Consider the following 25610-nt stretch of genomic DNA (forward strand, 5'->3'; position numbering starts at 1 on the left):
TCGTGTCCCGGGCCCGGCTAGAGCCCGAGGTAGGCGTTCTTGACGTGCGGGTCGGCGAGGATGTCGGCAGCCTTGCCGCTCAGGCTGACGCGGCCGTTCTCGATGACGTATCCGCGATCCGCGGTCTCCAGCGCGACGAGCACGTCTTGTTCGACGAGCACGATGGTCATGCCGTCGCGGCGCAGCGCAGCGAGCACGGCCAGCAATTGCTCGACGATGATGGGCGCCAAACCGAGCGACAGCTCGTCGACCAACAGCAGCTTCGGACGGGCCATCAAGCCGCGGCCGATCGCGCACATCTGCTGCTCGCCGCCGGAGAGCGTGCCCGCGAGCTGTTCGGCGCGCTCGCGCAGTCGCGGAAACTGCGCGTACACGCGCTCGACGTCGGATCCGACCTCGTCATCGCTGCGGTGGAAGGCGCCCATGAGAAGATTGTCGTGCACCGTGAGTCCGCCGAACAGGCGGCGGCCCTGCGGCACGTGGCTGATGCCCGCGGCGACGATGCGCTCGGCTCTCCACCCGGCGATGTCCACGCCGTTGAAGACGATCGAGCCGCTCGTCGGCGCGAGCAGGCCGGAGATCGTGGCGAGCAGCGTGCTCTTCCCCGCGCCGTTGGCCCCGACGAGCGCGACGATCTCGCCCGCGCTGACCTCGAGGTCGATGCCCCACAGCACTTGCGCCTCGCCGTAGCCGGCGTCGACGCCGCTCAGCTTAAGCACGCGGACGGCCTTCCGCATACCGCGCGCCCAGGTACGCTTCGATGACCAACGCATCGGCGACCACCAGCGCGGGCGGCCCCTGCGCGATCAGGCGCCCTTGGTGCAGCACGGCGACGCGTTGCGAGATCCCCATGATGGCTTTCATCACGTGCTCGACCACGATGAGCGTGACGCCGGCCGCGTTGACGCTGCGCAGCAGATCCATCGCCTGATCGGTCTCGTGCGGGGTGAGCCCCGCCATCACTTCATCGAGCAGCAGCACTTGCGGATCGGTCGCCAGCGCTTTGGCGATCTCGAGCCGTTTGCGGCCCGCGAGCGTCAGCTCCGCTGCCGGACGGTCGGCCTCACTCGCCAAGCCGACGCGTTCGAGCACCTCGTCGGCGGCCGCGAAAGCGGCGCGCGACGGGCGATCCAAACCGTGGCGCCCATAGAGCGCCCCGACCGCGACGTTCTCGCGCACGCTCAGGTTGGCGAATGGCTTGACGACCTGGAACGTGCGCGCCACGCCGAACTTGACGATTTGATAGGTCGGCACGCGTGCGATGTCGTGGCCGAGCACGCTGACGCCGCCAGACGTCGGGCGCTGCGAACCGGCCATGACCGACAGTAGCGTCGTCTTGCCGGCGCCATTGGGGCCGATGAGACCGAGTATCTCGCCGCGCGCGACGGACAGCGTGACGCCGTCGAGGGCCACCAAACCGCCGAAGCGCACCACGACACCGCGCGCCTCGACGGCAGGCGACCTGGCGGGCGCGGTCATGGCGCTCATATGCGGCTCGCGCGCAACTGGGCGCGCAACGCGTTGAGATTCCACGCGCGCAAGCCGCCGGTGAGATACGGCATGATGCCGCGCGGCAGCACGATGACGACGATGACGATGATGGCGCCGAGCACGACCGTATGCCACGGTGAGACCGACTGCGCGCCGAGGTATTCCCCGATCGAGCTCAAGATGAACGATCCGATCGTCGGCCCGACGACGGTGCCCGCGCCGCCGAGCAACACCATGATGATCATGAGCACGTTGAAGTTGAGGTCGAAGACGGTCGGCGGGTCGATGAAGCTCGTCCAGTACGCGTACGTCGCGCCGGCGGCGGCGGTGATCGCGGCCGACACCGCCCACGCGGCGACCTTCGTGCGCGCGGCGTTGATGCCGAGCGCGGCTGCGGCCTCTTCATTCTCGCGGATCGCGACGAGCGCGTAGCCGAAGCGCGAGCGCGCGATGTACGCGGTGAGCAGGATGCTGACGATCAGGATCGACAGCATCACCCAATAGAAGAAATGGAAGTTGCTGTTGATCGGCAGCGTCATGCCGCTGCCTTTGCCCAGCACGGGCACTTCGGCGACCAGGGCCTGCATGCCGATGGCGATGCCCAGCGTCGCGATCGCGAAATAGTGGCCGCGCAGGCGCAGGATCGGCCAGCCGAGCAAGGCGGCGAGCGCGGCGCCGAGGATGACGGCGCACGCGGTCGCGCCGAAGAACGGCCAGTGCAGCTCGTTCATGCAATACGCACACGCGTAGGCGCCGACGCCGAAGAACGTGACGTTGCCGAAACTGGCGTAACCGGCGAAACCGCCGATGAGATTCCAGCCCTGCGCCAGGCACGACATCATGAAGAACAGCGTGAGCACGTGGACCCAGTTGCCGTTGAGGTGCGGCGGCAACAGCGCCGACAGCGCGAGCAGGACGAGGATGACGACGGTGACGGTACGGCCGCGTTGCATCGTTATGCGGTCGCGCGACCGATGAGGCCGTAGGGGCGGAGCAAGAGCACAAGCAGCAGCGCGACCATGGCCACGACGTCCTTGAAGCCTTCGCCGAACCAGAGCGCGCCGAACGATTCGATGATGCCGTAGACCAAGCCGCCGACGAGCGCGCCGGTCACATTGCCCAGACCGCCGAGCACCGCCACCACGAACGCGCGCACGAGGAACGAGTCGCCCATGTTCGGGGTGATCGCGTACGAGACGCTGACCAGCGACCCCGCCGCGCCCGCGAGCGCGCCGCCGATGCCGAAGGTCAGCGCGTAGATGTTCGCGACGCCGACGCCCGACAGGCGCGCGGCATCGACGTCCATGCTGGTCGCGCGGATCGCGCGGCCTATCTTCGTGCGCGCCATGAACATGGTGAGGCCAAACGTGAGCGCGCAGGCGATGAGCAGCGTCCACAAGCGCACCCATGGGATCGTCAAGCCGCCTAGCGTCAGGCTGGTGCCCGAATAGGCGGTGGTGATCGAGCGGATGTCCGAGGACCAGAAGATCTGGGCCATATTGGCGATCATGATCGACAACCCGAACGTCAACAGGAAGGTCGCCAGCATCGGCGCGCGGATCACCTGGTTGACCACGAAGCGCTGGAGGAGATAGGCGAAGACGAACATCGTCAGCATCGCGAGCGGAATGGACAAGAACGGGTCGAGGTGCATCGGCCCGACGAACAGCCAGTACGTCAAATACGCGCCGAGCATGATGAAGGCACCATGCGCGATGTTGATCACGTTCATGATGCCCCACACCAGCGAAAAACCGAGCGCCGCGGCGGCATAGATGCCGCCGATGAGCAGCCCGTTGATGAGGACCTGAAGGTAGAGCGTGGCTAGGCCGTTACCGCTTGCCCCACGGCGGCAGCGGATACACGGCTTTCGCGTTGGCCGCGTCCGCGGGCCAGACCGTTTCGTGGACGCCCTTTTGGATCTGCTCCACCGCCATCGGTTTGTAGATGTTCACGCCGCGGCTGTCGAATTTGATCTTTCCGTAGAACGTGTCGGCATCCAACGCCGCGAGCGCGTCGCGCACTTTGTCGGGGTCGAGGCTGCCCGCCTTGGCCATCGCGAGCTGGAACGTCTCGCCTGCCGCCGTCGATTCGGCGTTATGGTAGTCGGGCAAGTGATTGTACTTGGCCTGGAACAGCCGCGTGTAGCGTTGCGAGCTGCCGAAGATCGCGTCGGTGTAGGTCAACGCGGTCGTCCACTGCGCGCCGCCCATGACGCCGTTAGCGTCAGGACCGAGGCTGGTGATGAAGTCGGGCGTCGAGGGGCCGACCGAGAAGCCGATGATCTTCGATTCCACGTTTTGGTCCTTGGCCGCGCGCATGATCAGCAGCGAGTCCTGCAGGTGGCCCGAACCTAAGATGATGTCGGGGTTCTTCTCTTTGACCTGGGTCAGCAGCGTCGCGACGTCTTTGGTGTCGGGCGGGTACTCCGAGTAGAACACTTCGTTGAAGCCGTTCTGCTTGGCGTAGTCGCGGATGCCGCCGGCGACTTCGATCGAGAACGCGTCGTTGGCCGCAAGCACTGCGACGGTCGTCGGACGCGGATGCAAGGTCTGCGCGAGCTCGAGGATGCCTTGCAGATATTTCTTGGCCGGGCTCAGGATCGCGAACGTGTAATGGTACCCGCGGTTGAAGATCACTTCGGCCGCACCGTTGGGATCGACCATCGGCACCTGATATTTCTCGACGATCGCGGCCGCGGCGGCCGTGGCGCTCGAGCCATACGGGGCCAGGATGAACTTGATGTTGTCCTGGGTGATGAGGCGCTCGACGAGTTTGGCCGATGTCGTCGGGTCGCTCGTATCGTCGTAGTACTTGATGGCGACTTTGTACATCTTGCCGCCGACCTTGATGCCGCCCTGTGCGTTGACGTAATCGGCCCAGAAGTCATAGCCTTCTTTTGTGAGCGCGCCTTCGCGGGCGTCACGGCCGGTCGCCGAGAGCGCGGCGCCGAAGGTGATGACGTCGTCCGCCACCGCCGGTTGCGGCGCGACGGCAGCGCCCGTCACTGCTAAGAGCGCAGTGGCGGCGATGCCGCCTAGAAATGCGAAGAGACGATGATGCCTATCGTTTGCAAAGCCCACGATGCTCGTGCCTCCATCTACAGCTCCCGAAATGGCGGCTCGCGCCTGCGACTCGGGGGCCACAAGGTTAGTTCCGGGCTTCCTGACTCCCTGTAACGAGCCCGGCCCGGCGGGCGGCATAGTCGATGCGCTCGTCGAGCGGCGGATGCGTGTAGAAGTACCAGACGACGAGCGGCGCCGGGTGCAGCGTCGAGAGCCCCTGCGAACCCAGCCGTGCGAACGCTCTCACGCCGGCTGAGCCCAGGTGCGTGTTCGCGGCGGCGAACGCGTCGGCGTTGTGCTCGATCTGGCGGGAGAGCGCGTTGCCGAGCGGCTGTGCCGCCAAGCCGAGCAGCAGCAGCGCAGCGAGCAGCAGCGGCGTCACGGCTGGATCGCGCAGCCCGTCGCTGCGCGCAGGCGAGCGGCGTGCGAGCGGGCCCACCACGAAATAGATGAACGCGATCGCGGCGAGCGCTCCCACCCAGCCGTAGAACGCGCCGCGCCACAGATCGCCGTGCACGTAGTGTCCGAGCTCATGCGCCGTCACGTAGAGTGCCTCGTCGGGAGCAAACGTCTTGAGCAGCGTGTCGGAGAGCGCGATGCGTTCGACGGAGCCGATGCCGGAGACGAATGCGTTGGCCGACGTCTCCTGTTTTGAGAGATCGAAGACGTAGACCGATGTCGCGTGCACGCCGTGCTGCGCGGCCAGATCGAGGATCGAGCTCGTGAGCGCGGATGGCGGCAGCGGCGTGTAGGTGTTGAACAGCGGCTCGATCAGCACGGGGAGCACGACTGAGCTCAGCAAGATCAACGGAATAGCGACCGCGGCAGCGATCAGCGGCCATGCGCGTTCGGAACGCCGCACGAGTTCGAAGAGCCCAGCACCGGCGAACGCCGCAATCCCGACGCCGAGCGCGAGGCTGACCGCCCAATCGTGGAACCAGTCCGCCGGCGTCTCGCGGCTCAAATCGTAACGGTGCAGGATCGTGAACGAATCGTACCAGGTCAGCGGCAGCATGAGCAGCGCCGACGCGATCAAAACGGCGGCGATCACGATCGCGGCCGTCAGCATGCGTGTGAGCTTGGTCGATGATGCGCCGCGGCTCAGCGCCTGCTCGACGCGCGCGCGCAGCGCCGCGGTCACGCCGGAATAATACAGCGTTGCCAAGATGGCGAGCTGGAGCGCGGAACCGATCCAGAAGAGGCGCCGGCCGACGGCCGAAACCTCAAGCGCGAGCGCTTGGCGCGCGGGCGGGTAGATTGCATCGACGAGGTGTTCGATGTTCGGCGGAAAAGGCACCACCTATCCATGGTTATTCACACCGAGTATCTGACCTTCAACACCAAGCAGCGGCGCGAGATCATCGACATTACGGACGAGGTCGAGCGCGTGCGGGCCAAAGCAGGGCTCGTGGACGGATTCATCCTGGTCAGCGCCATGCACATCACGGCGAGCGTGTTCGTCAACGATCACGAGTCGGGACTGTGGTCCGATATCATGCGCTGGTTAGAGGACCTCGCGCCCGCCAAGCCCGAGTACGAGCACCATCGCACGGGAGAGGACAATGCCGACGCTCACCTCAAGCGCATGCTGCTCGGGCACCAGGTCGTCGTGCCGGTGACGGCCGCCAAGCTGGACCTAGGGCCGTGGGAGCGCGTGCACTACGGCGAGTTCGATGGCCGCCGTCCCAAGCGCGTGATCCTCAAAGCGTTCGGCGTCTAGCGTCACGGCTTCAGCGGCGCTAGGCCGGCGGCGCGCAACGCCGCGTTGAACGCCGCTATGGCCTGGGCGGTCAACGCCTGATATTCGCCGAGCACGTGCTCGACTTCCGCGTGAACGCGCGCAGCCTGCTCTTTATGCGCGTCGAACGGCGGCTGCTGCGACTCGCTGAACAGGATCTGCAGCGTGAGGATCTCCTCGCGCACCTTATCCGGATAGATGACGCTGTCTTCGTTGTTGCGCTGGTCCGACGTGATCTCGGCTTTCAAGTTCTCCATGCGCGCGAGCAGCGCATCGCCTTGTGCGACGAGCGCCGGCTGCGGCGTCTGGGCTTGCAGCGGTTTGAGCCGCGCCGCCATCTGCGTGCGCAGCGACGCGAGCGAGTTGAGCACGACGTCGATCTGCGACAGCTCCGTATTCAGCGCAACGTCGTACTCGTGGCGCGCGACGTAATCTGCCTGCGTCCACGGCGCGCGCGGATCCGGCTTGATCTCGACGCTGCGCGAGTAGCGATGGCCGTCCACGTCGAGCGCGATCGTATAGCGCCCCGGCACAACGGTCGCACCGCCATCGGGACCGCGGAAGAGCGGCGGGCCGGTCAGATATTTCACCGGCGGGTTCTCGGTGAAATCCCACGTGATCCGATCGATACCGGCCTTATTGGTGACGTAGTACTTGGGGCTGTCGTCGACGAGATGCGTGCCTTCCAGGCGACGGACGATCTTGCCGTTGGCATCCACGATGTCGATCGTAGGGCGCCTGGCGGCCGGCTTGTCCAGATAGTAGTTGATCATGACGCCGACGTCGGGTTGGTCGCCCACGAAGACATTCGCCGGTTCGAGATTGTCTTGCAGATCTTCGCGATTCCACTGCCAATACAGATATGACGTGCGCGGTTGGAACAAGAACGTGCCCGCAGCTTGCGCCTGCGCCAGCTCTTGAATCGGCGTGAGATCGTCTAGGATGTAGAGCGAGCGTCCGTGGGTGCCGACGATGAGATCGTCCGCGACGGGCTGCACGTGCAGATCGCGCACCGCGGCGACCGGCAGATCGAGCTGGAACGGTTTCCACGTCGCCCCGCGGTCGAACGAGATCCATAGACTCTGCTCGAGCCCGGCGTAGAGGATACTCGGATTGCGCGGGTCCTGGCGGATGACGCGAACCGGCTGATCCACAGGCAGGCCGGACGAGATGGAGCGCCAGCTCGCGCCGAAATCCTCGGTGACAAACGCGTACGGCGCGTAGTCGCCCATCAGATGACGGTCAATCGCTGCGAACGCGGTGCCCGCGGCATACGGCGATGCGTCGACGTCTTGCACGTTGCCGTAGGATCCGATGCCCGTCATCGTGACGTTCTTCCAATGCTCGCCGCCGTCGGTCGTCAGATGGATGAGCCCATCGTCGGTTCCGACCCAGAGCACGCCCGCTTGCACCGGCGACGGTCCGATGTCTGTGATCGTGTTGAAGAACTCGGTGCCCGCCACATCGGGCGTGATCGGCCCGCCCGAGATCTGCTGATGCTCGGCTTCGTTGCGCGTGAGATCGGGACTGATGACGCTCCAATGACGGCCTCGGTCGGACGTTTTGAAAACGACGTTCGCGCCGGTGTACGCGACGTGGCCGTCTTGGGGCGAGAACACGACCGGCGCCGTCCAGTTCCAACGGTAGGGCAGGCCAGCGAGCGCAATGCCATTGGTGTCGCGCGGATATGGCGAGACGTCGACGTTCTGCTGCGAGCGCATGTCGAAGATGCCGAGTTGTCCGTTCTCGACCTCGTCCCAGATGAGATCCGGGTCGAGCGGGTCGGGCCACACGAACGAACCGTCGCCGCCGTTGATGCTCAACCAATCGCGGTTGAGCACGCCCGCGACGTCGTTGGCGTCGGACGGCCCGCACATAGTCGTGTTGTCCTGTAGTCCGCCGCACACGTGATACGGCACGCGCAGATCGTAGCCGATCTTGTACACCTGCCCGACCGGCACGTTGCCCATGTAGATCCAGGTCGTGCCGCCGTCGAACGACGTCGCGACACCGCCGTCGTTGGCGGAGACGATGCGCTTCCCGTCGCGCGACCACCACATGTCGTGGTTGTCTTCGTGGATCGGCTTGCCGACACGCTTGAACGTGCGCGCGCCGTCTGTGCTCTTCATCGTGAACTGCGACAGCACGAGCAGCGTGTTCGCATTCGACGGATCGATGCCGAGCCGGCTGAAATAGTACGGACGTTGGTTGAGGATCGTGTCGGCGGACATCATGCGCCAGGTGTTGCCGTCGTCGTCCGAGCGCCACAGCACGCCCTCTTTGGACTGGATGATCGCATACACGCGTCCGCCCCTGCCGACGGCGACGCCGATGCGGCCCGTCAAACCACTCGGCAATCCGTTGCCGGTCAGCTTCGTCCATGTCTTGCCGCCATCGGTTGAACGGTAGAGACCGCCGTCGGGTCCACCGCTGACCTGCTCCCACGGACGGCGCCGGTACTGCCACATGCCGGCGAACACGACGTTGGGCCGGGTCGGATCCCACGCCATATCGGACACGCCGGTCTGCGGTCCGACATACAACGTCTTGGTCCAGGTCTTGCCGCCGTCGGTCGTGCGATAGACGCCGCGATCTTCACTATCATTGAAGAGATCGCCGAGCGCGCCGACGAGCGCGATATTCGCGTCGTGCGGATCGACGAGGATGCGCGAGATGTGTTTGCTGCGCTCGAGGCCGCGGTGGGTCCACGTGGTTCCGCCATCGGTCGACAGCCACACGCCGTCGCCCCACGAGACGTCTGAGCGCGGGTTGGACTCGCCCGTTCCGACCCACACGACGTTCTTGTTCGAAGCCGCGATCGCGATGGCGCCGATCGCGTTGACATCGATCGAATCGCCGACCGATTCCCAGGTCGTACCGGCGTCGTGCGAACGCCAGACGCCGCCGCCCGCCGCGCCCGCGTAATAGAGGAACGGGTCCGCGTCGGTGCCTGCCACCGCGGCCATCCGCCCGCCGGACAGCGCGGGACCGATCGCTCGCCATTTGAGATTCGCGTAGGGCGACGTATCCCCAGCCGCCGGGACAGCTGCCTGCAACACGAACATGCACGCGATAAACGTTTCGATATATCGACGCATCGGACCGCAATTCGTGCGCGCGCGTTTGACAACCTCGCGATGGCATGTTACCATACCTATCTAGTTGTAGCGGCCGAATCTTGTTCGGCCAAGACATCGGAGGAGACGTTTTTTGAGCAAGTTCACGACGCCGCAAACGGTGACCGCGACCCTGACCGGGATCGCGTCGCTGTGCGTCATGCTTCGCGACGATGCGGGCATGAACGGCGTTGGAGTGTGCGGGGATTTGCCTAACGGCGTGTGACCGGGTCGAAAGACCCCGATCGATGCCGACGAGGCCCCCGCACACTGCGGGGGCCTCGTTGTTTATTCCATCTCGCGCCGGTTGAGAGGGGAGGTGAGATCATGGATCGGGATTGGTTGCGAGCCGTACGCGAGCGGCAGGACGAGGTGCGCGAAGAAATCGTGCGCCATCGTCTGGGTGTCACGCTGCGCGTGGGCCGCGCGCCTGCGAGCGGCATCGCCGGCCGCTGGCGTCGGTCGCTGGGGCGAATCGTCATCGGGCTGGGTCAGCTCATCCACGGTGACGAGCGCTCGGGCGAGCACGCGTCGCTGCCGTGCAACTGACGGCGATGACGGACGCAAGAATCGGATGGCGGGCACGGCGCACGGCGCACTCTACTGCGCGTCGTGACGCCATTCGATCGGGACAGTGAGAGCAGGTGTGAGTCAAGCAAGACCGGATAGAATGCTAATGCCTGTGGGCGCTATGATGAGCACATGGCACACAGCTCATTTCGAGTGATCGCTCTGCCGACCACCGTCGCACAACTCGTGCGCGAGACCATGCGTTCGCCCGGCTACGGACACCCGGCATCCGATGATGTGGCCCAAGGGTACGGGCCCTGCCGGCATTGTCTGCGGGCGTTCGCCGTCGGACGCGAGCATCGCATCCTGTTCACATACGACCCATTTTCGGGTAATGAGACTTTGCCGCTTCCCGGCCCCGTCTTCGTCCACTCAGATGTTTGCGCACGCTATCCTGAAGAAGCGGGCTTTCCGGATGATCTGCGCGCGCACGCGCTCACGCTCAACGCCTACGCGCGCGGACGCAAGCTCATCGAGCAAGCATACGTCACGAACGGCGCGGTCGAGGAAATGGTTGAGCGGCTCCTGGCGCGCACGGATGTCGACTACATCCACGTGCGCGATACCGGTGCGGGATGCTACGATTTCCGCATAGAGCGAACAGCGCTTAGGCCGTCGCAGTCCGCACTCGTGACGGCTAGGAACCTACCGGACGTCCAACGTCAGGATGTTGGACCGTAGCTGCTGACCGAGGGTCGCGAAGAAATAGAACGTGTACCGCCCGGGCTTATGGAAATCATAGAACTGGCTTAAGTCAGCCGTGTTTTTCAACGTTTCACCCGTACCTATGTTTGTACCGGGAGGAATGCTACCTGAGAACGGGACTTCGTGCGTCTGCGCGATCCAGGTTCCATCCGGTCCAGTACCGCGCAATGCATAGTCAATGAGCGAGCCTGTGCGATAGGGTGACCCGAAGTTCTTCAACGCTAATGTCGCCGTGATCGGCTCGCCGACGTCGACCTCATGTTGATCAAGCCTCACAGCGAGAGCCAAGTTGTTTTCCGCGGGGCCGAAGGTGAATTCGGTCGGCCCTGCTTCAACGACGTCTAGCGTCTGAATGTTGGACTTCAGAATAGCATAAATCGGAGCTTCATAGCCCAGCGTGAGGGCGGTTTCGCATACGAATGTGTATCTTCCGGGGGTCCGAAAATCATACACCATACCGAGATCGGTGACGGGATTCACATACGTCGAGCCGTTGCGCAAATCCATACCTGTGGAGATGCTGCCAGAAAATCCTTGCCCGCGATCGTCTTTCTCGATCGGCATACCTCCCGGTCCGGTCCCTGTCACCGTGTATTCCAGAACTGAGCCGATACGGAAAATGCGTATCGGGGCGCCGAAGTTTGTTATCGCAAACTTGATCGCTATCGCCCCCCCCGCATTTACAACGTGCTGTTCAAGCTTGGCGCCTAGCGCCAGATTTTTCACAGTTGGACCGAACGTGTAATCGCCCCGTCCTTCCTCTATTGTATGCGCATTTGCCAATTGCATGGTTATTGCCGCAAGGACCAAAGCGCTTGCAATGGCCGCTGCTCTTCGCCGTACGACAATCATATCAATATCCTATGCTCGCATGCGGGCGCGTGAGAATGCCACTTGGTTTCGGCCCGCGTGTTTGGCTTCGTACATGCGCTGATCCGCGGACTCGAGCAGCCTCTCGGTGGGTTGGCGTTCGTCGGTCGCGACGTCCATCGGGAAGTGCGCAACGCCGATGCTCACCGTGATATGCACGCCCGGTAGATCGGGTCGCGATGCCAGGGCGCTGAAGTCTTCTGCAGCCACGCGCGCGCACAAGGTGCGCGCAAGCTCGATCGAGGCGTCTTTGCTTCGGTCGAGCAGCGCGATGCAGAACTCGTCACCGCCGTTGCGCCCGGCAAAGCCATGGGCTTGCTCCGCTGTGTGCGCGAACATCGCAGCTAGCCGGCGCAGCAGCTGATCGCCGGCAGCATGTCCGAATGTATCGTTCCAATCCTTAAAGCGGTCGGTATCGATGAAGCACAGCGCGACATCCCGCGTCGCCCCTGGGCGCGTTTCCGTGCGGCGGGCTTCCATCTCATCGCGCAGCCGCTTCCGGAATCCGGCTGGCGTCAACAGACCAGTAAGCTGGTCGCGTGTCGCCTCGCGGCGCACGCGGTCGGCGAACAGCGCCCGTGCCAGCGCGTCGCCGGCGAGCGAAGCGATCGTCAGGAACGTCATCGCGTCGTCGTCTGTGAAGGGCTGCGCGCGCGGCCGGTCGGCATACAGCACGCCGATCACTTCGGCGCGCTCGTTCGTGCCCGGTGGCCGCACGAGCGGCACCGCGAGACCCCACACCGTGTCGCGGCTGCCGGCGATCGGGCCCGCGTTGACGCGCTGCAGCGCAGCTTCTGCGGCCAGGTCGTACACGCCAAGCTCCGCCGGCAATCCACTGGTGCGTGGACCGACGATCGCCGGCTTGCCCTCGCGGCGCACCCAATCGGCGATGGTGTCGCCGTCGTAGGCCGCGCCTTCGCGCAAGAAGCCGACGTAGCCGACGCCCGATCGCGCCCCAAGCATCAAGCGCTGACCGTCGACGTATAGACAGAGCAGTGATTGCGTGTGTACGAGCGTAGCTGTGCGTTCGACGATGCGGGCGCACGTCTCGAGCGTCGATTCACCGGCACCCGTGAGCGTCGGTGCTATCTGCTGCAGCGTCTCAAAACGAAGTTCGGCTCGGCGCGCGCGGCGGCGTAGGCCGATGATGACCACGCATTGGGCGACGACCAGCGCCGCGGCGATGAGGAAAAACACCGTCGCGACGACGTACGAGCCGTTCGCCACCGGACTCAAGGCTTCTTGACGCGCTCCTTCTTCGGCATCGGCCGCGCCGGATTGCCGGCGACTCGCTCGCCGGCCGGCACGTCGTGCGTGACGACCGAGCCGGCTCCGGTCAGCGCTCCATCACCGATTTCCACCGGCGCGACAAGAGACGTGTTCGAGCCGATCGACGCGCGCGCGCCGACCACGGTCTTGTTCTTGCGCTCGCCGTCGTAGTTGCACGTGATCGTGCCCGCGCCGATGTTGGCCTCGTCGCCGATCTCCGCATCGCCCAAATAACTGAGATGACTGGCCTTCGCGCCGCGCCCCAAGCGCGAATTCTTGATCTCGACGAAATTGCCGACGCGCGCAGCTTCTTCGATCTGCGCGCCGTTCCGGATGTGAGCGAACGGACCTACGGTGGCTTTGCTGGCGACCGCGGAGTCGCGCACGACGGAATACGTGATGGTGACATCCCTGCCGATCGTCGCGTTGTGCAGGGTCGTGTTCGGACCGATCACAGAACCCGGGCCGACGACGCTCGTGCCGAGCACGTGCGTCTGCGGCAACAGGGTGACGTCTGCCGCAAGATCTACATCTGCATCCACGTACGTCGTCTGCGGATCGACGATCGAGACTCCCGCGAGCATGTGCTCGCGCAGTATGCGACGCTGCATCACGCGGCGCGCGATGGCCAGCTCCACGAGCGTGTTCACGCCGAGCACGCTGTGATGATCCTTGCTGACCACCGCCTCGACCAGCGCGCCCGAATCGACCGCCAGCTGGACGCAATCCGTCAGGTACAGCTCTTTTTGCGCGTTCTTGGTGTTCAGGCGCTTCAAGTAGTCGCGCAGGGCCGATGCCTTGAAGCAGTACGCGCCGGCGTTCACCTCGGTGATCAGCAGCTCATCAGGCGTCGCATCGGTGTGTTCGACGATGCGCGCGGGGCGACCCGATCGCCGCACCACGCGGCCGAAACTCGTCGCGCCGGGCATGTGCGTGGTGAGCATCGAGAGGGCGGCGCGGCCGCGCTCGCGCACGTCGACGACGGCGCCAAGTAGCGCCGGCGTCAGCAGCGGCATGTCGGCGTTGACGACCAGCACCGGATCGTCGCCGGGCAGTTCGTCCATCGCCAGCCGGGCTGCGTGACCCGTGCCGTTTTGGGGCTGCTGCACGACGGTGTGCGCGCCGAGCTTCTCGAGCGGCTCTTCGAGTTCTGGACTGACGACGACGACGATCCTCGCAGGATCGATGCCTGCCTTGACCACCGCGAGCAGCACGTGCTCGAACATCGTGCGCCCGCACAGCCGATGCAGCACTTTGGGCAAACTGCTCTTCATGCGCGTGCCCTTGCCGGCGGCCAGGATGATTGCGTTCGCACGCGGGCTCACACTGATTGCTCCGCGCCGACGGCATGCGGGCGTTGCAGACGCTCGAGCAGTGCGTCGATGCGCGCCAGCGTCACGTCGCGGCCCAAAATCGCGCAGACCTCGAAGATGCCGGGGCTGACCGCTTGGCCGGTGACCGCGACGCGCAAGGGATGGATAAAGGCTGCGGCCTTGAGCGCAGTGCGCTCGGCGAGTCCACGGATTGCCTTTTCGACCGCTTCCGGCGTGAAGCCATCCGACGAGGCAGCGCTTAGGGCTTCGCGAACTTCGCGCAGGCGCGCAACCGCTTCCGGCGACGCGCAGTATTTCGCCAGCGCCTCAGGCGCCGGCTCGATCGGTCCGCGCGTGAAGAAATACGCGCCTTGATCGGCGATCTCGGCCACCGTATAGGCGCGTTCTTGCAACAGCCCGACGACCCGCGCGACGTGGTCCGCGTCGATGCGATCGGGTACGGGCGTGCGCTGCTCGAGCAATTCGATGACCCGCCGCGCAAGCTCGTCCGGCGGCAGCTGCTTGAGGTATTCTTTATTCATCCAGGCGAGTTTGGCGTGGTCGAAGATCGCCGGGTGCTTGACGACGCCCTCGATCGTGAAGTCGCGCACCATCTCGGCGCGCGTCATCAGCTCGCGATTGCCGCCCGGCGACCAGCCCAGCAGCACCAAGAAGTTCACCAGCGCCTCGGGCAGATAGCCGAGCGCTTCGTATTCGTTCACGAAGGTCGCGCCGTCGCGTTTGCTCAGCTTGCGGCGCTGCTCGTTGAGGATGATCGGGATGTGTGCGAACCGCGGCGGCTGCCAGCCGAGCGCTTCATAGATAAGCAGCTGTTTCGGGGTGTTCGCCAGATGCTCTTCGCCGCGGATCACGTGCGTGATCTGCATCGCGTGATCGTCGACGACGGCGGCGAAGTTGTAGAGCGGCCCGCCATCGCTCTTGACGATGACGAAATCGCCGATCGTGCCCGCCGGGAACTCCACCCGGCCGCGCACGATGTCGTCGACCACAACTGCGCGCAGCGGATCGACGCGCATGCGAAGCGCGGGGCGCACGCCTTGGCCGATCAGCTCCTCGCGCATGCGAGGTGTGAGGCTTGCGCAGGTGCATTCGCCGCTGCGCTCGGCCGCAGGCGCTGATTCAGGATCAGATTCGTCATCCGGCTCCTCGGAACGCTCGTCCATTTTCTTGGGACCGCAAAAACATTCGTACACCGCGTTGCGTGCCAGCAGTTCTTTCGCCGCGGCGCGATGCAGTTCGACGCGCTCGCGCTGCCGGTACGGCCCGAACGGACCGCCGACGTCAGGACCCTCATCCCAATCAAGCTCGAGCCAGCGCAGCGCGCGGTAGATCGCGTCGACGTATTCGTCCGAATAGCGCGTGCTATCGGTGTCCTCGACCCGCAGCACGAACGTGCCGCCGTTGTGGCGCGCGAAGAGCCAGTTGAAGAGCGCGGTACGCGCGCCGCCCACATGCAAGAAGCCGGTCGGACTCGGTGCGAAACGCACCCGGACCGGCGCCGCGCCCACGAACGCGCTGTCCTTTACGCTTCGACCCGTTTGCCGCATTCGCGGCGCACGAAGTCGACGATGGTCGCGATAGGCGTGCCGGGGGTGAACACGGCGGCGACGCCTGCGTCGAGCAGCGGCTGGATGTCCTCGTTGGGAATCGTTCCGCCGCCGAAGAGCACGATGTCGCCGGCGTCCGCTTCGTCGAGCAGCTGCTTGATGCGCGGAAAGAGCGTCAGATGCGCGCCGGAAAGGATCGACAATCCGATGCCGTCCACGTCCTCTTGGATCGCCGCCTCGACGACTTGCTCGGGCGTCTGGTGCAGCCCGGTGTAGATCACTTCGAAGCCGGCATCGCGCAGCGCGCGCGCGATCACTTTGGCGCCGCGGTCGTGACCGTCGAGCCCTGCTTTGGCGACGAGGATACGGATCGGGCGTGCCACGCTAGATGAACGCCGGCTCGCGGTAGCGGCCGAAGATCGGCACGAGCGCCTCGGAGATCTCGCCCAGCGTCGCTTTGCTCTTCACGCAGTTCAGATAGTGGGGCATCAGGTTCTCGCCGCTCTCGGCGGCGCGTTTGAACGCGGCCAGCGCCGATTCGACCATCCCGGCGTCACGCGAGGCGCGATACGCCTGCACGCGCTCGCACTGCTCGAGCTCGATCGCCCGGTCGATCTTGAGCAGCGAGATCTGCTGCTCTTCTTCGACCACGAAATCGTTGACGCCGACGACGATGCGCTCGCCGTTCTCGAGCTCGCGCTGGTAGACGTACGCCGCGTCGGCGATCTCGCGCTGGAAGAACCCGTTGTGGATGGCGGGGATGACGCCGCCCTGCTCGTCGATGCGCCGGAAGTAGTCCTCTGCGGCCGCCTCGAGTTCGTTCGTCAGCTTCTCGACGAAATACGAGCCGCCCAGCGGGTCGATGACGTTGCCCGCGCCGGTCTCGTACGCGATGATCTGCTGCGTGCGCAGCGCGATCGCGACGTTCTTCTCGGTGGGCAGCGCGAGCACTTCGTCGAGCGAATTGGTGTGCAGCGATTGCGTGCCGCCAAGCACCGCCGCCAGCGCCTGGAACGCGGTGCGCATGATGTTGTTCTCGGGCTGCTGCGCGGTCGCCGAACAGCCCGCGGTCTGCGTGTGGAAGCGCAGCGCCCACGAGCGCGGATTCTTGGCGCCGTACTTCTCGCGCATGTGGCGCGCCCAGATGCGGCGCGCGGCGCGGAACTTGGCGATCTCTTCGAAGAAGTCCGAATGTGAGTTGAAGAAGAACGACAGACGCGGTGCGAAGTCGTCGACGTCCATTCCGGCGGCGACGCCGGCTTCGACGTATGCGAAGCCGTCCGCCAGCGTGAACGCGAGCTCTTGCGCGGCGGTCGAACCGGCTTCACGGATGTGATAACCGGAGATGGAGATCGTGTTCCACTTCGGCACGTTCTTGGCGCAATACGCCATCATGTCGGTGATGATGCGCATCGACGGTTCGGGCGGGTAGATCCACTCTTTCTGTGCGATGTACTCTTTGAGCATGTCGGCCTGCATGGTGCCGCCGAGCCGCTCCTGCGGCACGCCCTGCGCCTCGGCGGTCGCGATATACATCGCAAGCGCCACCGGCGCGGTGCAGTTGATCGTCATCGAGGTCGTGATCGAGCCCAGGTCGATGCCGGCGAACAGGTCTTGCATGTCCTGCAGCGTCGAGATCGCGACGCCGCATTTGCCGACTTCGCCGAGCGAGCGCGGGTGATCCGAATCGTAGCCCATGAGCGCGGGCATGTCGAAGGCGACCGACAGACCGGTTTGCCCTTGCTCGAGCAAGAACTTGTAGCGTTGGTTGGTCTGCTTGGCCGTGCCGAAGCCGGCGAACTGGCGCATCGTCCAGAGCCGGCCGCGATACATCGTCGGGTGGATGCCGCGCGTGTACGGATACTGGCCCGGATACGAAAGATCGCGATCGTAGTCGATGCCCGAGAGATCTTCAGGCCCGTACAACGGCTTGAGGGGATGATCGGAAAGCGTGCGGTCGTTCGCGCCCGGCAGCTTGGCCGAGGTGTCGAACTGGGCTTCCCAACGCGCTTTTGAAGCCTCCACGGCTCCGTTGCCGCTAGCGCTCTCGCCTTTGCCGTTTACCAGCTTTGCCACGAGGTTAATCGTCCTTTATCCTTATTATGGGCCGCTTCCACGTTTTTCGCGCTGCGGACAAGGCTCGCCTGCGCTCGGAGGCCAAAGCGGTGGCGTAGAGAGGCGAACCGCAATGGCACATGAGGGCATCCACGCCACCGTCAAAGCCGCAGCTGCGGCACCCAAGCTCGGACTCGCCGCATTGGTGCTCGCGCATGGCAGCATGGAGCTTGAGTATTACGCGCCGCACGGGCGCGATACGCAGATGCCGCACGATCGCGACGAGCTTTATGTCGTCATCTCGGGGCACGGGTGGTTTCGCAACGGCGATGCTCGCCACGAGTTCGGACCGAACGACGTGCTCTTCGTGCCCGCGAAGACCGAACATCGATTCGAGCAGTTCAGCGACGACTTCGCGACCTGGGTGATATTCTGGGGTCCGTCAGGCGGCGAGCGCTAAAGCGACGGTTCTCGCGCAACGAGGCCTTGACCAAGGCTGTCCCGGCTTGATATAATCCGGGGGCACTTACGACTACCCTTCGCACCGGACGGCGCCTCGGCTGCCAGTCCGGTCGGCAAAGACGAAGGCCGCAAAATCAAAAGCTCGCGCTTTGCTTTGAGGGTAGCCTGCACCAGCGGGCTTTTTTGTTTCCCGCGGTAACCATAAAGGAGGTCGCCAACGAATACCAGCGTGATGACGCGCGGCGAAGTCGCCAGCCATTAGCTCGAAAGCGCTACGCGTCAACGAACAGATCCGCGTCCCCCAAGTCCGCGTGATCGCGGACGACGGTGCCCAACTCGGCATCATGTCCACCTACGACGCCATCCGGCTCGCCCGGGAACGCGGCGTCGACCTGATCGAAGTCTCGCCGACCGCGGCGCCGCCGGTGTGCCGGCTTGACGACTACGGACGGCTCCGCTACGAGCAGGACAAGAAGGACCGAGAGACGCGCAAGAAATCGCACAAGATGGAGCTCAAGGAAGTCAAGCTCCGTCCGAAGATCGAGGAACACGACTACCAGACCAAGTTCCACACCGCCGAACGGCTGCTGCAAGACGGCGACAAGTTGAAGGTCACGATCATGTTCCGCGGTCGAGAGATATCGTATTCGCAGCACGGCAGACGGCTGCTCGATCGCATGGCGCAAGACACCGCGCCGATCGCGATCGTCGAACGCGAACCGCGGCTTGAGGGACGCAACATGTTCATGATCCTCTCGCCGAAGCCCGAAGTCGTCGCCGCGCACAGCGCGGCCAAAGCGGCGCATATCGCCGCCGAAGCCGCCAAACACCCGAAACCGGTTGAGGTCAAGAATGCCTAAATTGAAAACACATCGCGCGACCGCCAAGCGCGTCAAGAAGACGGGCACGGGCAAGTTCGTGCGCGAGCGGCAGTTCTCGGGATGCAGCCACATCCTGACCAAGAAGTCGCCGAAACGCATCCGCAAGTTCCGCAAGCAGACGTTGGTCGACAAGACGGATCTGAAGAAGCTGCAAGTCCATCTGCCGTACGCATAACGGTCGAATAGATTGACGGCCGAATAAATTCGGCCGCTACATTTAAGAGGAAAGAATAGATTATGGCACGCGTCAAACGCGGGATGATGTCGCTCAAGAAGCGACGCAAAGTTCTCAAGGCGGTCAAAGGGTTCCGGGGCGCCCGCGGCCGGACATACAAGGCCGCCAATGAGGCGCTGCTGCATTCGCTCACGTACGCGTTTCGCGACCGGCGCGTCCGCAAGCGCGATTTCCGAGCGCTGTGGATCGCGCGCATCAATGCGGCCGCACGGCGCGAGGGGCTGACGTACAGCCGCCTCATGAGCGGACTCAAGAAAGAGGGCCTGGCGATCAACCGTAAAGTGCTCGCAGACCTTGCGATCAACGATCAGGCCGCGTTCGCGCGCTTGCTCGAGATCGCGAAGAAGCACGCGCCGGCCGCCGCCGGAGCGTAACGCACATGGCTGTGGCGGCGGGCTTCCATAGCCCGCACGTCCGCGCAGCTCGTCTCCTCCACACGAAGAAGCATCGCGCCGAGGCGCGGTGCTTTCTCATCGAGGGCCCGGCGCTTATCGAAGCGGCGCTCGGCAACGACATCATTCCCAGTGCGGTCTTCTGCCTCTCGGAGGCCCGGCCCGAATCGGCGGCCTGCGTCGAGCTCGCACAACAGGCGGGCGTGCCGGTCTACGCGGTGGACGAGCGCACGCTTGAATCGCTCGCACAGACGCGGACGCCGCAAGGCGTCGTCGCGCAGGTAGGCTTCATCGATCGCGACGTCGCGGCGCTGCATAAGCTGGTGCCGCCTCAAGGCGCGGCGGTAGTGCTCGTCCTGGATGACCTCGATGATCCTGGCAACGCCGGCACGCTTGTCCGCAGCGCAGAAGCGTTCGGCGTGAGCGCGGTCTGCTTCGGCCCGGCTTCCGTCGAGCCGTACAATGATAAGCTGGTACGCGCAAGCATGGGAGCGCTCTTCCGCGTGCCCATCGTGCGCTACGCCGCGTGGTCGGAATTGGCCGGGGCGCTCGGCAAAGGGGAGCTCAGCGTGATGGGTGCCTCGGCCACCGGACCGGACATACGTTCGGTCGAGCTTCCCCAACGCAGCGCGCTCGTGCTGGGCAACGAACGCCATGGGCTTCGCGCGGTGCCGGCGGACGCATTCGCAATGGTGGTCGGCATTCCGCAGCGGCCGGCCGGCGAGTCCCTCAACGTCGCCGTCGCAGGCTCGATCGTGCTCTATGAATTGGCTCGCTGTGGATTGCGCTTAAGCACTGAACGATGAGAACAAAAGCCCATGAAATGTCAAGTCCTCGGCGCCCTTGTTATACCACCGGACGTATGTTATACTCAGGTCCGGCGAACAGGAGTACGAAGGAGGTCTTGCATCCCGGATGCTTTCTCCAGTGCTGTTTTGGAAATTGTTCATCACGACCGGGTCGGTCAAAGCATACCTCATCTACCGTCGAATGGCGCCATCAGCATCAAACTAGGATAATCGGGACTCTTCTATGTACGGTGGCCGCAGAGATGCGGCCATCTTTATATTTCGGGGCATATTTCGGGGCGTCGATGTGAGCGATCAGTTAGCAGGCCTCGTGGATGAGGCGCGCGCAGGTGCGGACGCTGCCGCCGATATGGAGCAGGTCGAGGCGCTGCGCACCGCGCTGCTGGGCCGCAAAGGCGGCAAGCTTTCCGCCGTCATGGCAAGCCTGGCCAAGATGCCCGCCGCCGACCGGGCCGCCTTCGGCAAAGCCGCGAACGAGGCGAAAGCGGCGATCGAGGCCGCACTGAACGCTGCCCAATCGCGTATCGAAGATGCCGCGCTCGCGGGCGACCTGTCGCGCCGCTATGACGTCACGCTGTCCGCCATCCCGCCGCGCACCGGCAGCCTGCACCCCCTGCGGCGCACGCTCGACGACATCGCCGGCTTTTTCCGCTCGCGCGGCTTCGCGGTGATCACGGGTCCCGAGGTCGAGACCGAGTTCTACGCGTTCGAAGCGATGAACATCCCAGCCGACCATCCGGCGCGCGAGGGCATGGACACGTTCTATCTGCCCCCCGGCACGCTGTTGCGCCCGCACACGTCGCCGGTGCAGATGCGCGCGATGCAGGCGTACCCGCCGCCGCTCGCGGTCATCGTGCCCGGCAAAGCGTATCGCCGCGACGCGCTCGACGCGAGCCACTCCTACATGTTCCATCAGGTCGAGGGACTGCACGTCGATCGCGGCGTGACGTTCGGCCATCTCAAAGGTTTCGCCGGCGACCTGTGCCGGCATCTGATGGGCAAGACCAGGCGCACGCGGTTTCGACCCTCGTACTTCCCATTCACCGAACCGTCGGCCGAGATCGATCTGTCGTGCGGCGTGTGCGACGGCGCCGGCTGTCGCGTCTGCAAGGGCTCCGGTTGGCTCGAGATGGGCGGCTGCGGCATGGTGCATCCCAACGTTTTGAAACTTGCGGGCTACGATCCGAATGAGTTCACCGGCTGGGCGTGGGGGCTGGGCATCGAGCGCATCGCCATGTTGCGTCACGGCATCGACGACATCCGCCTGTTCACCACGAACGATCCCGCGTTCTTAGAGCAGTTCACCTGATGCGCGTGCCGTTGCGTTGGCTCGCCGACTACGTCACCACGTCGGCCGATGCACAGACGGTCGCGAACGTCCTGACCGCGCGCGGCTTCGTGGTCGACGCGGTCGAGATCCAGCCCATGCCGGAGCGCATCGTCGTCGGCAAGATCGAGGCGCTGCAGCGGCATCCCAACGCCGATCGCTTGCTGGTCGGCACGGTTGATGTCGGTACGCAGAAACTGCAGATCGTCACCGGCGCGAGCAACGTCGCCGCGGGCAATCGCGTGCCGATCGCGCTGGTCGGCGCCCAGGTCTACGAGCACGGCGCAACCGATGGCGCAGCCGGCACGACGAAGACCATACGCGCAAGCGCATTGCGGGGCGTGCAGTCCGACGGCATGATGTGCTCGTCGACGGAACTGGCATTGCCAGGAGAGTTCGAAGACGGCATCCTCATCCTCGACGACGACGCGCCCGTCGGTGAAGAGTTCTGGAGCGCCGTGCGTTTCGGCGGCGCGGTCCTCGATCTCGAAGTGCCCTCGAACCGGCCCGACTGCCTTTCGATCATCGGTTTGGCGCGCGAGGTGGCGGCGGGGCTGAACGTGCCGTGGCATGAACCGCGCTTCGAAGAGACCCTCGGGAGCGCCGCGCCGGCGATCAGCGTCGCGATCGAAGACCAGTCGCTGTGCCGCCGTTTCGTGGGCCAAAGCTTCTCCGGCGTGAAAGCGCGGCGTTCACCGATGTGGATGACCCTGCGCCTGCACGCGGCCGGCATGCGCAGCATCGATCTGCTCGTCGACGTGTCCAACTACGCCATGCTCGAGACCGGCCAGCCGCTCCATTTCTATGACGCGGCGAAGATCCACGGCGCCGCGCTGACCGCACGGGCTGCGCGCGAGGGCGAGACGGTCGTGACCCTTGACGGCGTCGAGCGCATGCTGCCGCGCGGAGCGCCTGTCATCGCCGATGCCGATGGCATCGTCGGAGTCGCAGGCGTGTTCGGCGGACAAGACACCGGTGTCAGCGAGTCGACGACTCAGCTGTTCCTTGAGGCTGCGAATTTCTCCGGACCCGCCGTGCGCCGTGCCGCCGTCGCCCTCGGCTTGCGAACTGAAGCCAGCGCGCGGCACGAAAAGGATCTGCCGCTCGAGCTTCCGGAGCTGGGCCGGCGCGCAGCCGCGGCGCTGCTCGTCGCCGCCGGCGCGGCGCCGTCCCGTGTCGTCGATGTCGGCGTACGGGAGCGCGCGCCGCGGACTATCGCAGTGCGGCCGGCACGCGTGAATAGCGTCCTCGGCACACAGCTCTCGAGCGCGGCCATGGCCTCAGCGCTGAAAACGATCGGGTTCGGCGCCGTCGAAGCTGCCGAGCTATCGATCGCCCCGCCGTTTTGGCGCGGCGACGTCGCCGATGAGATCGACGTCGTCGAAGAGATCGCACGCTGCACCGGCTATGACTCGATTCCCGAACAGCGCGTCAACGCGTCACCGCAAGACGTCGACGAAGGCCTGTACGATCGTGAGACGCTGCTCGCGCGCAGATCGGCGGCGCTGGGCTATCACGAGCTGGTCACGCTCGCGCTACAGGGCTCGGCGGCGGTGGGCGCATGGGAGCGCTCGGGCCTGCCGTTCTGGAAAGAACCCGTACCAGTCGTCAATCCGCTCTCTGACGAGCAGCGTTTCTTGCGCCCGAGCCTGTTGCCGGGCGTGCTCGAAATCGCCGCACGTTGGTGGCCGCGCGCGGGCGGCGAGCTGCGCCTGTTCGAGATCGGCCATGTCTTCCGGGCGAGCGACGCGGAGCCCGAGCACGCACGCAGCCACGACCCGGCTGCGAGCGTTCCGCTGCCGCCATCGGGCGCATACGAGAGCGACGGAGTGCTGGAATGGCCGTCGTTGTGCGCGATCGCCGCGTTCGCCGACGACGGACCAGATGAAGCCGTCGATCGCCGCCTGCTGCAGATCAAGGGCGAGGTCGAGACGCTTGTGACGGCGCTGACCGGCACGCCGGGCACGACGAGCGCGCACGGACGCCTCTACCTGCACCCTGGCGCCGCCGGCACCATCGAGGTCGCTGACCGGCCGGTCGCCAAGTTCGGGCGCCTGCATCCGCGCTTGGCACGGGCTTACGAATTGCCGGAGCACACATACGCGTTCATGCTGTATCTGGAGAACCTGCCCAAGACGCCGCCGGTCCTCGCGTTCCGGCCGCTGCCCAGATTCCCCGGCACGCAGCGCGACATCGCCGTGGTCGTCGACGAGGCGGTCGAAGCGGGAGCCCTGATGGACGCGATCCGCGCTGCCGCTATCCCGGCGCTCGAAGATGTCAAAGCGTTCGACGAATACCGGGGTCCCCAAGTGGCTGCGGGCAAGAAGAGCATCGCCACGACGATCCGCTTGCGCAAGTCCGACGGCACGATCACGGACGAAGAAGCCGACGCGTCGATGAACCTCGTGTTGGCGACCCTGCGCGATCGCTTCGGCGCCGTATTGCGTGGCAGCGCGCGATGACCTGGATCGACGGAATGGTACTGCTGACGGTCGCGGTGGCGTTCTACTGCGGCTGGCGCGCCGGACTCGTCGCCGAATTCTTCGATCTTGGTTCGCTCGTGGTCGCCGCGCTGCTCGCCGGCACGTGGTCGGGCGGGTTTGCCAGCGGGCTACCGCCGACGTGGCCGCTGTCTGAGGCGGCGCGACACCTGATGGCGTTCTGGTTCGTTTTCCTCCTCGTGTACGGTTTGATGCGCGCGCTCGGCTGGTTCCTCGCGCGTTATCGCGAGTGGCCAGCGCGGTTCTGGGTCAGCGGGATCGGCGGCGGCCTGGTGGCATCGGTGAAGGTGCTCGCCGCGCTCTTCGTGCTGCTCTACCTCGCGCTCTTCGTGCCGATCGATGCGCAGGTGCGCGATACCTTGCGTCATTCGCCCATCGCGAGCTGGTTCGACACGTATTATCCGCCGATCAACGACGCCGTCATCGGCATGTCGCCGCGAGTCTACCGCTTTATCGTGCGCCCGTACATGCTCCACCACCGCCTCTAGAAAAGAAAAAGCCCCGGGCATTCGCCCGAGGCTGGGCCTCTGGCTTCTTTTCGCTTCTTTACCTTGGATTGCCGTGCGGCTGAGGCGCCTTCGGACCGCCGCCGTTGCCGTTCCCGTTCGCGCTGCCCCCATTATTACCTGATGCGCCGTTCGTCCCCGCACCCTGTTGGGGCGCGTGCGCCGCAGGTGAAGCCAGCGGCTTTGCGATGATCGACTGGATGACGCCGGAGCTCGGGTAGCGGAAGCTGATCGCGGTCAGCGCGGTCGCATCGGTCGCTGTGATTCCCGTGCTGAAGTTGATGAAATATGCGTGGGTAGACACGAGCTGCCCGAGCACCGAGCAGGTCAATACCATTCCCGTCCCATCGAACATGCAGTTCGCGGTCGCCCCGGCGAACACGCTCACCGCGGTCGTCGATATCGGCGGATTCGGCGGAATGGTGTCGGTCACGGAGATGAGCGAGACGTCGCCGAAGGCGAACGAAGCCGCGTTCTGCACCGGTTTGCTGAACGTGAACGTGAATACCGGCGATTTTGGATTGCCGGCCATGGTGTTCGTCAGTGCGACCGTGAAGCTGCCAGCACCGGTGCCGGTCGGCGACGCCGTCGCGCAGGACGATCCGGAGGGCGTCGGCGGCGGGCAATTCACCGAGGCCGCGCTGCCCTGATGGCCGATCGCCAGCAGCGCCGCGCCCACGCCCACCAACAGCGCGATCACGTCGAGCGCGCCGTTGCTGCTGTGATTCTCCGTGGCG

At 65.0% G+C, this 25610-nt stretch carries 26 protein-coding genes; 12 read left to right on the forward strand and 14 right to left on the reverse strand.

What is annotated here, in order from left to right; genetic code table 11:
* Window positions 1–17 precede the first annotated feature (17 nt).
* From VKF82_08790 to VKF82_08815, 6 genes are all read right to left on the reverse strand, one after another.
* Window positions 18–719 carry an ABC transporter ATP-binding protein gene (locus VKF82_08790; GenBank protein ID HME82158.1) on the reverse strand — a complete coding sequence of 234 codons (702 nt, stop codon included), beginning with the start codon at window positions 717–719 and terminating at the stop codon, window positions 18–20.
* Complete coding sequence (locus VKF82_08795) at window positions 712–1488, reverse strand: ABC transporter ATP-binding protein (protein HME82159.1); 777 nt, start codon at window positions 1486–1488, stop codon at window positions 712–714. Before VKF82_08795 ends, VKF82_08790 begins: the two co-directional genes overlap by 8 nt.
* A complete protein-coding gene (locus VKF82_08800) occupies window positions 1485–2444 on the reverse strand; it encodes a branched-chain amino acid ABC transporter permease (protein ID HME82160.1) in 960 nt (319 codons plus the stop codon). The genes VKF82_08795 and VKF82_08800 overlap by 4 nt, the downstream gene beginning before the upstream one ends.
* A 2-nt stretch (window positions 2445–2446) precedes the next feature.
* Window positions 2447–3352 carry a branched-chain amino acid ABC transporter permease gene (locus VKF82_08805; protein ID HME82161.1) on the reverse strand — a complete coding sequence of 302 codons (906 nt, stop codon included), beginning with the start codon at window positions 3350–3352 and terminating at the stop codon, window positions 2447–2449.
* Complete coding sequence (locus tag VKF82_08810) at window positions 3324–4574, reverse strand: amino acid ABC transporter substrate-binding protein (GenBank protein ID HME82162.1); 1251 nt, start codon at window positions 4572–4574, stop codon at window positions 3324–3326. Before VKF82_08810 ends, VKF82_08805 begins: the two co-directional genes overlap by 29 nt.
* A gap of 67 nt (window positions 4575–4641) precedes the next feature.
* On the reverse strand, window positions 4642–5856 hold the full coding sequence (locus VKF82_08815) for a M48 family metallopeptidase (GenBank protein ID HME82163.1): 1215 nt from the start codon (window positions 5854–5856) through the stop codon (window positions 4642–4644).
* A gap of 6 nt (window positions 5857–5862) precedes the next feature.
* Here VKF82_08815 and VKF82_08820 point away from each other — a divergent pair, with 6 nt between their 5' ends.
* On the forward strand, window positions 5863–6276 hold the full coding sequence (locus VKF82_08820) for a secondary thiamine-phosphate synthase enzyme YjbQ (protein ID HME82164.1): 414 nt from the start codon (window positions 5863–5865) through the stop codon (window positions 6274–6276).
* A 2-nt stretch (window positions 6277–6278) separates the two neighbouring features.
* On the opposite strand, the gene VKF82_08825 is transcribed toward VKF82_08820, so the two are convergent.
* Window positions 6279–9392 (reverse strand): hypothetical protein, encoded by a 3114-nt coding sequence (locus VKF82_08825; GenBank protein HME82165.1) that lies wholly within the window; start codon window positions 9390–9392, stop codon window positions 6279–6281.
* Window positions 9393–9504: 112 nt separating this feature from the next.
* Between VKF82_08825 and VKF82_08830 the strand changes: the two genes are divergently transcribed.
* The 3 genes from VKF82_08830 to VKF82_08840 all read left to right on the forward strand — a co-directional run bounded on the left by VKF82_08830 (window position 9505) and on the right by VKF82_08840 (window position 10661).
* On the forward strand, window positions 9505–9636 hold the full coding sequence (locus VKF82_08830; protein ID HME82166.1) for a hypothetical protein: 132 nt from the start codon (window positions 9505–9507) through the stop codon (window positions 9634–9636).
* Window positions 9637–9737: 101 nt separating this feature from the next.
* Complete coding sequence (locus tag VKF82_08835) at window positions 9738–9959, forward strand: hypothetical protein (protein HME82167.1); 222 nt, start codon at window positions 9738–9740, stop codon at window positions 9957–9959.
* Window positions 9960–10112: 153 nt separating this feature from the next.
* The gene (locus VKF82_08840) at window positions 10113–10661 is read left to right on the forward strand and encodes a DUF1203 domain-containing protein (protein ID HME82168.1); all 549 of its coding nucleotides are present in this window, start codon (window positions 10113–10115) and stop codon (window positions 10659–10661) included.
* On the opposite strand, the gene VKF82_08845 is transcribed toward VKF82_08840, so the two are convergent.
* The 6 genes from VKF82_08845 to VKF82_08870 are packed head-to-tail and all read right to left on the reverse strand — an operon-like array spanning window position 10626 to window position 17781.
* The gene (locus tag VKF82_08845; GenBank protein HME82169.1) at window positions 10626–11537 is read right to left on the reverse strand and encodes a hypothetical protein; all 912 of its coding nucleotides are present in this window, start codon (window positions 11535–11537) and stop codon (window positions 10626–10628) included. The two genes, VKF82_08840 and VKF82_08845, sit on opposite strands and share 36 nt — an antisense overlap.
* Window positions 11538–11546: 9 nt before the next feature.
* Window positions 11547–12782 (reverse strand): sensor domain-containing diguanylate cyclase, encoded by a 1236-nt coding sequence (locus tag VKF82_08850; GenBank protein ID HME82170.1) that lies wholly within the window; start codon window positions 12780–12782, stop codon window positions 11547–11549.
* Window positions 12783–12787: 5 nt separating this feature from the next.
* Entirely contained in the window at window positions 12788–14149 is a 1362-nt protein-coding gene (glmU, locus tag VKF82_08855) for a bifunctional UDP-N-acetylglucosamine diphosphorylase/glucosamine-1-phosphate N-acetyltransferase GlmU (GenBank protein HME82171.1), read from the reverse strand.
* Window positions 14146–15666 carry a glutamate--tRNA ligase gene (gltX, locus tag VKF82_08860; protein ID HME82172.1) on the reverse strand — a complete coding sequence of 507 codons (1521 nt, stop codon included), beginning with the start codon at window positions 15664–15666 and terminating at the stop codon, window positions 14146–14148. The genes glmU and gltX overlap by 4 nt, the downstream gene beginning before the upstream one ends.
* Window positions 15667–15680: 14 nt before the next feature.
* Complete coding sequence (locus VKF82_08865; protein ID HME82173.1) at window positions 15681–16088, reverse strand: cobalamin B12-binding domain-containing protein; 408 nt, start codon at window positions 16086–16088, stop codon at window positions 15681–15683.
* A 1-nt stretch (window position 16089) separates the two neighbouring features.
* Window positions 16090–17781: a methylmalonyl-CoA mutase family protein gene (locus tag VKF82_08870; GenBank protein ID HME82174.1), complete on the reverse strand. Its 1692-nt coding sequence runs from the start codon at window positions 17779–17781 to the stop codon at window positions 16090–16092.
* A gap of 112 nt (window positions 17782–17893) precedes the next feature.
* On the opposite strand from VKF82_08870, the gene VKF82_08875 reads away from it, so the two are divergent.
* The 8 genes from VKF82_08875 (at window position 17894) to VKF82_08910 (ending at window position 24855) form a co-directional block, all read left to right on the forward strand.
* Complete coding sequence (locus VKF82_08875; GenBank protein HME82175.1) at window positions 17894–18220, forward strand: cupin domain-containing protein; 327 nt, start codon at window positions 17894–17896, stop codon at window positions 18218–18220.
* A gap of 259 nt (window positions 18221–18479) precedes the next feature.
* The gene (gene infC, locus VKF82_08880) at window positions 18480–19082 is read left to right on the forward strand and encodes a translation initiation factor IF-3 (GenBank protein HME82176.1); all 603 of its coding nucleotides are present in this window, start codon (window positions 18480–18482) and stop codon (window positions 19080–19082) included.
* Window positions 19075–19278, forward strand: coding sequence for a 50S ribosomal protein L35 (gene rpmI / locus VKF82_08885; GenBank protein HME82177.1), 204 nt, complete (start codon window positions 19075–19077; stop codon window positions 19276–19278). The genes infC and rpmI overlap by 8 nt, the downstream gene beginning before the upstream one ends.
* Before the next feature lie 62 nt (window positions 19279–19340).
* Entirely contained in the window at window positions 19341–19712 is a 372-nt protein-coding gene (rplT, locus tag VKF82_08890) for a 50S ribosomal protein L20 (GenBank protein HME82178.1), read from the forward strand.
* A gap of 5 nt (window positions 19713–19717) precedes the next feature.
* A complete protein-coding gene (locus tag VKF82_08895) occupies window positions 19718–20536 on the forward strand; it encodes an RNA methyltransferase (GenBank protein HME82179.1) in 819 nt (272 codons plus the stop codon).
* Between the two features lie 289 nt (window positions 20537–20825).
* Window positions 20826–21848 (forward strand): phenylalanine--tRNA ligase subunit alpha, encoded by a 1023-nt coding sequence (locus VKF82_08900; GenBank protein HME82180.1) that lies wholly within the window; start codon window positions 20826–20828, stop codon window positions 21846–21848.
* Entirely contained in the window at window positions 21848–24328 is a 2481-nt protein-coding gene (gene pheT / locus VKF82_08905; GenBank protein HME82181.1) for a phenylalanine--tRNA ligase subunit beta, read from the forward strand. Before VKF82_08900 ends, pheT begins: the two co-directional genes overlap by 1 nt.
* The gene (locus tag VKF82_08910; protein ID HME82182.1) at window positions 24325–24855 is read left to right on the forward strand and encodes a CvpA family protein; all 531 of its coding nucleotides are present in this window, start codon (window positions 24325–24327) and stop codon (window positions 24853–24855) included. The genes pheT and VKF82_08910 overlap by 4 nt, the downstream gene beginning before the upstream one ends.
* Window positions 24856–24913: 58 nt before the next feature.
* Here the strand turns inward: VKF82_08910 and VKF82_08915 are convergent.
* The coding region (locus VKF82_08915; protein ID HME82183.1) for a hypothetical protein at window positions 24914–25610 on the reverse strand (697 nt) is incomplete at its 5' end.

Source organism: Candidatus Eremiobacteraceae bacterium, from assembly GCA_035314825.1.
In the GTDB taxonomy this organism is placed as follows: Bacteria; Vulcanimicrobiota; Vulcanimicrobiia; order Eremiobacterales; family Eremiobacteraceae; genus JAFAHD01.